The sequence below is a fragment of the Streptomyces sp. GbtcB7 genome (genome assembly GCF_019091445.1).
GTDB classification, from domain to species: domain Bacteria; phylum Actinomycetota; class Actinomycetes; order Streptomycetales; family Streptomycetaceae; genus Streptomyces; species Streptomyces mirabilis.
Genome location: NZ_JAGXJM010000045.1, coordinates 70203 through 78489 on the forward strand (window position 1 = coordinate 70203; position 8287 = coordinate 78489).

Annotated in this window: 10 protein-coding genes and 2 pseudogenes; 5 read left to right on the forward strand and 7 right to left on the reverse strand. The window is 68.7% G+C overall.

All coding sequences use genetic code 11. From position 1 onward, the window contains the following. Positions 1–17 precede the first annotated feature (17 nt). The 3 genes from KVT44_RS46715 to KVT44_RS46725 all read left to right on the forward strand — a co-directional run bounded on the left by KVT44_RS46715 (position 18) and on the right by KVT44_RS46725 (position 1948). Entirely contained in the window at positions 18–968 is a 951-nt protein-coding gene (locus KVT44_RS46715) for a LysR family transcriptional regulator (protein ID WP_217574321.1), read from the forward strand. 96 nt (positions 969–1064) lie between these two features. Further along, the gene (locus tag KVT44_RS46720) at positions 1065–1799 is read left to right on the forward strand and encodes a YoaK family protein (protein ID WP_217574323.1); all 735 of its coding nucleotides are present in this window, start codon (positions 1065–1067) and stop codon (positions 1797–1799) included. Beyond that, positions 1796–1948, forward strand: a complete 153-nt coding sequence (locus KVT44_RS46725; RefSeq protein ID WP_217574325.1) for a hypothetical protein — start codon at positions 1796–1798, stop codon at positions 1946–1948. Before KVT44_RS46720 ends, KVT44_RS46725 begins: the two co-directional genes overlap by 4 nt. A gap of 126 nt (positions 1949–2074) precedes the next feature. Here the strand turns inward: KVT44_RS46725 and KVT44_RS46730 are convergent. The 7 genes and pseudogenes from KVT44_RS46730 to KVT44_RS46765 all read right to left on the reverse strand — a co-directional run. Next, positions 2075–2288: pseudogene (locus KVT44_RS46730) on the reverse strand (IS256 family transposase); the annotation flags it as partial. Positions 2289–2443: 155 nt separating this feature from the next. After that, entirely contained in the window at positions 2444–3079 is a 636-nt protein-coding gene (locus KVT44_RS46740) for a dihydrofolate reductase family protein (protein WP_217574331.1), read from the reverse strand. Continuing rightward, entirely contained in the window at positions 3079–3585 is a 507-nt protein-coding gene (locus tag KVT44_RS46745; RefSeq protein WP_217574332.1) for an SRPBCC family protein, read from the reverse strand. Before KVT44_RS46745 ends, KVT44_RS46740 begins: the two co-directional genes overlap by 1 nt. Positions 3586–3588: 3 nt before the next feature. Further along, on the reverse strand, positions 3589–3930 hold the full coding sequence (locus tag KVT44_RS46750) for a metalloregulator ArsR/SmtB family transcription factor (RefSeq protein WP_217574334.1): 342 nt from the start codon (positions 3928–3930) through the stop codon (positions 3589–3591). Positions 3931–3961: 31 nt separating this feature from the next. Beyond that, positions 3962–4891 carry a hypothetical protein gene (locus tag KVT44_RS46755; RefSeq protein ID WP_217574336.1) on the reverse strand — a complete coding sequence of 310 codons (930 nt, stop codon included), beginning with the start codon at positions 4889–4891 and terminating at the stop codon, positions 3962–3964. Between the two features lie 65 nt (positions 4892–4956). Further along, positions 4957–5289: pseudogene (locus tag KVT44_RS46760) on the reverse strand (transposase); the annotation flags it as partial. Positions 5290–5802: 513 nt separating this feature from the next. After that, entirely contained in the window at positions 5803–6435 is a 633-nt protein-coding gene (locus KVT44_RS46765) for a TetR family transcriptional regulator (protein WP_217574338.1), read from the reverse strand. Between the two features lie 98 nt (positions 6436–6533). Here KVT44_RS46765 and KVT44_RS46770 point away from each other — a divergent pair, with 98 nt between their 5' ends. Beyond that, positions 6534–7517, forward strand: coding sequence for an aldo/keto reductase (locus KVT44_RS46770; protein ID WP_217574340.1), 984 nt, complete (start codon positions 6534–6536; stop codon positions 7515–7517). A 93-nt stretch (positions 7518–7610) separates the two neighbouring features. Beyond that, positions 7611–8287: MBL fold metallo-hydrolase (locus KVT44_RS46775; RefSeq protein WP_217574342.1), on the forward strand; the 677-nt coding region annotated here is incomplete at its 3' end.

An 8287-nucleotide genomic window follows, 5' to 3' on the forward strand; every position in this document is an offset into this window, starting at 1 on the left:
TAGGAGATGGGCGAGGGATGGACCTGAGGCACCTGAAGTACTTCCTCGCCGTTGCCGAGACGCGTAACTTCACCCAGGCCGCGGCGAACTGCTACGTCGCGCAGTCCGCGCTGAGCCAGCAGATCGCCCGGCTGGAGAAGGAGGTCGGCGCCCAACTGTTCAGCCGTACAAGCCGCTCGGTGCGGCTGACTGCTGCCGGTGAACTGCTCGAACCGTTGGCCCGGCGCATCCTGGCCGACGTGGACAACGCCCAGGCGGCACTCGACGCGCTGGCGGGCCTGCGACGCGGGCGGCTGCGCCTGGGACTCATGCAGACGCGCGCCTCCTCGTTCGACCTGGTCGAGGTGATGGCCGAGTACCACTCCCGGCACCCGGGAATCGACTTCCACGTGGTCAACGCACCGAGTTCCGAGATGGCCGCCGCAGTCCTGTCCGGCGCACTCGACCTCGCCGTGGTGGGCCTCGGTCCCCGGCAGGTACCGGAAGGGCTCGACCATCGAATCCTGGCCGGTGACCCGCTCGTCCTGATCGTGCCCGCCGACCACGCCCTGGCCGACCGTGACGTGGTGCACCTGGCCGACCTGCCGGAGAGCCACCAGCTCATCCAGTTCACGACGGGGACCGGGTTGCGCCGCCAGGTCGAGGCCGCCTTCGCGCGCGCCGGAGTGGAACCCGGCCAGCACTTCCAGGTCGGCCAGATCCACGACATGATCCGGCTGGCCGCGCGAGGCATCGGCGTGACGGTCGTACCCCGCTCGACGGTCTTCGGAGCCGGCTCGCTTCTGGGCTCCAACCCCGGCGACGCGCTGCCGTACGGCGCCCGCGCGCTCCGCCTCGCGGACGACGCGGCGGTGCACAACGTCTGCGCGGTCTACGACAGCAAGCGGCTGGCACCGGCTGCCGCCGCGTTCCTCGGCGTGATGGAACGGCACGCCGCAAAGGGGCAGGGGAGGCCTATTGATCGGTGAGACCGATTGCTGAGCCCGCATCCATATGTTGGACGAAACGCTCGTCGCGCCAGAGGCTGAACGGGAACCGCCCGCCTCACGAATCGGAGCGTTGTCATGCTGGTCGTACTGCGCGACGCATGGGCCACCGTCGTCCCCGACAGAAAGGACCGGCACGGCCCACTCCCGCCGCTGATGCTCGCGCTGACGGTGGTGACCGGCCTCGTGGATGCCTTCAGTTACCTCGGTCTGGGGCATGTCTTCGTCGCCAACATGACCGGCAACGTGGTCTTCTCCGGCTTCGCGATCGCCGGTGCCGCGGGCTTCTCCCTGGCCGCGTCGATCGCCGCGATCGCCGCGTTCGCGGTGGGCGCCCTGCTGGGCGGCCGCGTGGCCCATGGGGCGCGTGCGCACCGCGGACGTGTACTGCACCTGGCCCTCGTCGTGGAGACGGTTCTGGTCCTGGCGGCGTACGTCATCGCCCAGGCCGCCACCACCCCCTACGCGGGCACCAGCCAGTACGCCCTGATCGCGCTGCTCGGCCTCGCCATGGGCGTGCAGAACGCCGCCGCACGCGCGCTGGCCGTACCCGACCTGACCACGACCGTCCTGACGCTCACCATCACCGGCATCGCCTCCGACAGTCGTGCCGCCGGAGGCAGCGGCAGCAAGGCCGGCCGACGTCTGCTCTCAACGGCGGCGATGTTCTCCGGCGGCCTCGTCGGCGCCGTCACCGTCCTGCACGGGGGCCCGGCCCTGCCCCTGCTGTTCGCCGCGATGCTCCTCGCGGCCGCAACCATCGCCGCGTTCACGCTGACCCGCTCCGACGCCGCCTGGACCGACCCGCTGTGACCGACCTCGAGCGCCAAGGCGCCGAACGCCCGGAGCGCGCGCCCTTCGCAGGGCGGCGCACCTTCCGGGCAGCCGCGCTCGAACTCACCATGACCACGGTCATGTTGTTCGTCGTGGTCACCACGACCCGCCGGCTGAGCACCACCTGATGTCCGTCGTACTCGCTCATCAGGGGCCTGCTTCGCCATGACGAACGTGGACACCGGGTATATACCCGGCCCCGCGGGGGCGGAGGCCCCGCCCCTTCATCGCATCAAGACCTGTGGATCGGCGTGTCACGCGACTTGCTGATCACCACCCTCTGATTCGTCGGGTCGTTCGATGAGCTTGCCGTTCTTGAATACCGCGCCGGCACGGACCAGCGCGACGAGGTGGGGTGCGGTGACGGCCCGCCACCGGGTCTGTGCTGATTCGATGAGCTTGAACGCCATCGCGAGCACCGGCGGCGCCGGAGCCGGGGCCCTTGGTGACTCGCTGGCGAAGCCTGAGCTGGCGAGGAAGTTCCACGACAACGCCGTGAGGTCCCTCCCGGAGGAGCGTGCGGCCGAGATCGCTGCCCGAACGCTCGCCCTTCCTGACGCTCGGAGCGTCGAGGATCTCACCGCGCTGCTGACCTCGGCGGGGGATCGCTGAGGTCGAGACAGTTACCGCTCCCGGACTGCGTAGGTCAGGTGGGTCACGCGCTGCGTCGGCTCCGCGCGGACCGGCTCCAGGGCCACGCGGCCCGCGTCCACGCCCTCGAACAGGCGGATTCCGGAGCCGAACAGCACGGGTGAGAGCGCGATCGAGAACTCGTCGATCAGACCGGCGTTCACGTACTCCAGGATCGTTGCGCCGCCGCCCGCGATGCGGACGTCTCGGTCGCCGGCGGCCTCGCGGGCCTGGTCGAGCGCGGTCTCGATGCCGTCGTTGACGAAGTGGAAGGTGGTTCCACCCGGCCGCTCCCAGGGGTCACGCTTCTCGTGCGTCACGACGAAGACCGGCGTGTGGAACGGCGCCTCCTCCGGCCACGCCTGCTCGCCGAGGTCGAACATGCGCTTGCCCATCACGCTCGCGCCGGTGCGCTCGAACGTCTCCCGCGCGATGTCGTTGTCGCGCCCTTCCTCGCCGTCCTCGCCGAGCTTCAGGTTCTCCCGGAAGAACCGCTGCGGGAATATCCACTGCTGCAGCTCCATCCACTGCGCCATCCAGCGCTGCGCATCCGGGTCATCCATGCGCTCCTCGGGCGCGATGAACCCGTCCAGCGACATGGTCACGCTGAAGAACACCGTTCCGGCCATCAGTCCTCAACTCCCTTCCGGACGATCTCGGTGACGTAGGCAGCCAGGTTGCTCAGGGTCTGCCGGCCGCCCTCGATCGCGTGGTACTTCTCGATCGCCTCGTCGCGCAGCTCCTTGGTGGGGAACACCGTGCGCATCTCGATCCGGGTCGCCGCGCCGTCGGGCGCGAACGTGAGGACCGACTCGAAGGCGTTCGGGTCGCCGCGGGACTCACCGTGCAGCAGCGCGATCCGCTCCGGCGGGGCGATCTCGGTCCAGGAGATCCACTCCTGGTAGTCCGTCCCGTCCGGTCCGTGCATCACGAAGTCCCACTCCCCGCCGACGCGGAACTCGAACGCCCGCGTGGTGGTGGTGAACCCCTCCGGTCCCCACCATCGCGACAGGTGCCGGACTTCGGTGAACGCCTCGAACACCAGCTCCCGTGGGGCACTGATGACCCGGGAGATCACGATCTCGCGGTCGGCCGTCGCTGACTGCGCCGGCGCGTCCCGTCCTGTCGCTGCCATCGGTCACTCCTCCTGCTTTGCCTGCTTGAGGTCCTGCACGTACGCGTCCAGCCGGGCGAAGCTCTCGTTCCAGAACCGCTCGAACCCGCCGGTCCACTCGTGGACCGGTCGCAGCCCGCGGGCGTCAAGGCCGTACAGGCGCTGCTTGCCTGCCTTGCGGTCCCGCACCAGCCCGACCTCCCGGAGCACCCGCAGGTGTTTGGACGCCCCCGGCTGGGTCATCCCCAGCTCCTGGGCCAACTCGGTCACCGGCCGCTCACCCGCCCGCAGCAGTACCAGGATCTCCCGGCGCTGCGGCTCGGCGATCGCGTTGAAAACGTCCGACGTCGTCGCTGCTCGTGCCATGGGCGCCATCGTATGCCGATATCGGCATGCGTCAAGCCGGAGGAATCAGGCGGGTCTTGTCAGATGACGATCGTGACCCTTGTGAGCGGCTACGGAAACGCGTATCCCGGAGACCGCACGCGCGACGGCGGCGGGCAGGGAGGGCGATGGGTGAGCAGCACGCCAACGGCTGGCGGGTGAGCCGCCACCGGCCGGTGGCCGACGCCACGGTCGGCGTCATCGCCGACCCGATGTCGGGCCGTGACATCCTGCGGCTCGTCGCGAGCGCGTCCGTGTTCCCCAACGCCGAGAAGGCCAGCATGGTGGTCCGGTTGACGGGCGCCGCCGGAGCGCTCGGCGTGGGCCGCGTGCTGGTGTCCACCGACACCTTCGGGGTCTGCGCGGCGGTCCTGCGGGAGTCGCGCCGCCGCGCCGAGGCGGGCGACCACCGGTCGAAGCTGCGCACCAGCAGGCACGCCAGGGCCACCAGCAGCGCCGTGGCCACCGCCTGGTGCGAGAACTGGGCCTCGAGGAAGTAGAACTGCGGGCTCGCGGCGTAGAGCAGCACGGCGAGCCTGCCCGCCGTGCCGGAGCCAGTGCCGCGTCGCACCAGCGTGAACAGCGCCATGACCAGCACCGATCGCGGCAGCAGAACCACCAGGATCTGCGCGCCGACCAGCGGCAGCCCGGTCAGCCAGTGCACGTCGGTGGTGGCCAGCTCGAGGCCGGGATAGAACGACGACACCGCCAGTAGGTCGTTGCGGGCGAAGAACCCGTCCCTCCCGACGAGGTCGAGCAGCGTGCTGAGGTGGAACGACACCTCGGTGCGGGTGGCCATCAGCGGGTTGCTGAACAACCATGAGAAGTAGAGCAGGTGGGCGAAGGCCAGCGACAGCAGCAGCCGAGCTCGGTCGGAGGCGTGCGACTGCACCATCGTCCACGCGAAGGTGCCGGTGATCACGATCAGCCCGCTGGTCCACAACAGTAGCGACCTGGACCGAAATCCGAGCTGGACAGGCCGGGCAGGATTAGCAGCGGCAGCACCTAGGCCACCCGCGGCGACTTGCGTGCCCACGTGGGCGGGATCGCCGGAGCGAACCGTTTCCGCTCCCCGGGGGCCGGATCGGGGCGCTGGTCGTTGACCCGCGGCGCCCGCACCGGCCCCGGGCCCGCCGCCGTGATCACCTCGCGTTCGTTGTGATGACCGTTGCGGACCACCAGCCGGTGACCATTCTCATCGACCTCCTCGGCATGGGCGTCGATGTAGGCCGACACCTCCGCCTGCAGGGCGACCGCGAGCATCTGCCTCGCAGCCTCGCGCACGATCTCATCGAGCACCGAACCGCTCGCCTCGTTGGGCTCGGCCTCGTCGTGGACTATTGAGCATGGGCGTAGCTTCCCGACCGGCGCGCCAACGCCGGCACATGATCAGACTTGCTATGGGCTATCGATCTTCCTCGGGAAGGTGCGCCCCTTCCCGTCACCCCGCCGAGGACCACCCCCAGCTTCTGATCACTGCTCCAGCAGCGATCATCGCGCGCCCCAGAGGCTCAGTGCTCGTCACGTATCGAAGTGCCACGCGACGCAGGAGCGGGTATGGCCTGGATCCACCCGGGACGGAAGGCATAGGCGTGCATGTCCATGGCCATCAGAACACTTTCCGTCCGGCCCTTCACTCGGGCCCAGAACACGCGCCCTTGTTCCGTACTGTCAGTGCCTTCTCCTGATACGTACACGAACGTCAGGTGTGGATTGCCGGCCACCATCACCCGCGCAGCTTCGACGGCGTAGGTGTATGTGATGTTCTCGTGCTCCGACCTGCTGCGGACACTCCCAGGCACGCGCGGAGCACCCCTTGGCCCACCATGCCTGATGCGCCAAAGAGAACTACCTTCACGGCGACACTTCTTTCCGGCTGTGGCTCTGCTGGGTTGTCGGCGGGATGCCGGCCTTCTTGGGCTCGATGAGTCGGCGGGTGGCCTCGATGACGGCTGAGCGGTGCAGGGCCAGACGCTCCGACGACCAGGGTCGGTCGGGTTCCTCCGTGCCGGCGCCTCCGTCGGCCCAGAACCATGCCTGGGCCACCGCGAGAACCATGGTCAGGAGGTCGGCGGGCGTCATCTCCCGGGCGAGGCCGCCACGCTGCTGTGCGTCGGCGACTTCCGTGGTCTTGCGCCGGAAGGCGTCCGGTTCATGCCCGGTGGCAAGGGGGCGCTCCAGCAGCTTCCACAGGCGCAGGCGCATCAGGTCCGGCCGGGCGACGAGGTGCTCGAAGATCGCGCCCGCGTATCCGGGCAGGTCGGAGACGTCGAAGGGTATGGAATCGGCGCCCGCCGCCATGGCCCGCTGCAGCACGGCGTCGAACAGTTGTTCTTTGTTTCCGAAGTAGACGTAGATCAGTCGCTTGTTCGCGCCCGCCGCCTCGGCGATCCGGTCCACTCGGGCGCCGGCGATGCCGTAGGCGGCGAATTCGTTGAAGGCGGCGTCGAGCAGCCGGGCCTTGGTGGCGCTGGAGTCGCGTGGCATGCCGGTCACCCTACCAAGTAACTACCTAGTTATTGACATCTGTAAAATAGAGGTCTAGGTTGTACCTATCTAGTTAGATTCAACTTGAGGGAACCGTCATGAAACACCGAACACTTGGAAGTCAGGGTCTGATCGTCGGCGCCCAGGGGCTCGGCTGTATGGGTATGAGCGCCATGTACGGCGCCACCGACGAGACCGAGTCGCTGGCCACGATCGATCGCGCGCTGGAACTCGGCGTCACCCTGCTGGACACCGCCGAGAGCTACGGCCCCTTCATCAACGAGCAGCTTCTCGGCAAGGCGCTTGCGGGACGCCGTGAAGCGGCCGTGGTCGCTACCAAGACCGGCATGGAGATCACCGACGACGGTCAGATGGTCGCCCTCAACGGCCGGCCCGAGTACGTCCGCCGGGCCCTCGACCGCTCGCTGCGGCACCTGGGCACCGACCACGTCGACCTGTACTACCTGCACCGCATCGACCCCAACGTCCCGATCGAGGAGACCGTCGGGGCGCTGGCCGAACTGGTCGCCGAGGGCAAGGTCCGCCACATCGGCGTATGCGAGGCATCCGCGAAGACCATCCGGCGTGCCCACGCCGTCCACCCGCTCACCGCCGTCCAGAGCGAGTACTCGCTCTTCGAGCGCGGCATCGAACAGGACGGGGTGCGCGACACGCTGCAGGAGCTGGGAATCGGCCTGGTCGCCTACTCCCCGCTGGGCCGCGGCTTCCTCTCCGGTGCGATCACCAGCTCCGACGACTTCGCCGCGGATGACTGGCGCCGGACCGACCCCCGCTTCCAGGGCGAGAACTTCGACCGCAACCTGGACGTCGTCCGCGAGGTCCGCCGCATCGCCTCCGACAAGAACGTCACGCCCTCCCAGCTGGCGCTGGCCTGGGTCCAGCACCAGGGCGCGATCGCCATTCCCGGCACCAAGCGCCGCCCCTACCTGGAGGAGAACATCGCCGCGACCGAGGTGACTCTCACCGCGGACGATCTGGCCGCGATCGAGGCCGTCGCCCCGCATGGCGTGGTCACCGGCGACCGCTACGCACCCGAGTACATGGGGACGCTCAACGGCTGAGACCAGCCCAGCGCCCTACCTGACCCCATTACGGTGCCAGACCCCCCTCGCCCCCCACACAACATCAGGTTCCTGTACCTAGAAAGGCCCCCCATGCCTCAGCCGGCCAAGCGGTCCCGTATCGCCATCGGTGACACGACGATCACCTATCTCCCCGACGGCTTCGGTGCGCACAACCCCGATGTCCTGTTCCCTGGCGTGGACTGGACGACGCGCCCGGGCCGCCTCCAGGACGGACAGCTCCTGCTCTCGTTCGGCTCTTTCCTGATATGCGCCGGGGACCAGCGGGTCCTCGTGGATCTGGCCGTTGGGAAGATCGACGTGGACGTGCCCGGCGTCGCTCACCTCGAGGGCGGTGCGCTTCTCCAGAACCTCGCCGACGAGGGCTTGTCGGCTGAGGACATCGACACCGTCGTGTACACCCACCTGCATCTCGACCATGTCGGCTGGACCAGCGATGTCGCGCCGCTCCCGAACGGGTCCGCAACAGGCTCGCCCACGGGCCTCACCTTCGCCCGGGCACGCCACCTGATGTCGCAAGACGAGTGGCAGTACTGGTCAACGAGGGCGGCGGCCATGGGCGGACCGGACGCCGAGGCAGTGCTCAAGCCACTCGACGGCGTCGTCGAGTTCGTCAAGAGCGGCGACACCATCGCGCCCGGGGTGACCGTCGAAGCCACGCCCGGGCATACCCCCGGACATCTGGCGATCGTCGTACGGGATCCGTCGGGCACCCGCACCGAATCCGCCTACATCGTGGGAGACATCCT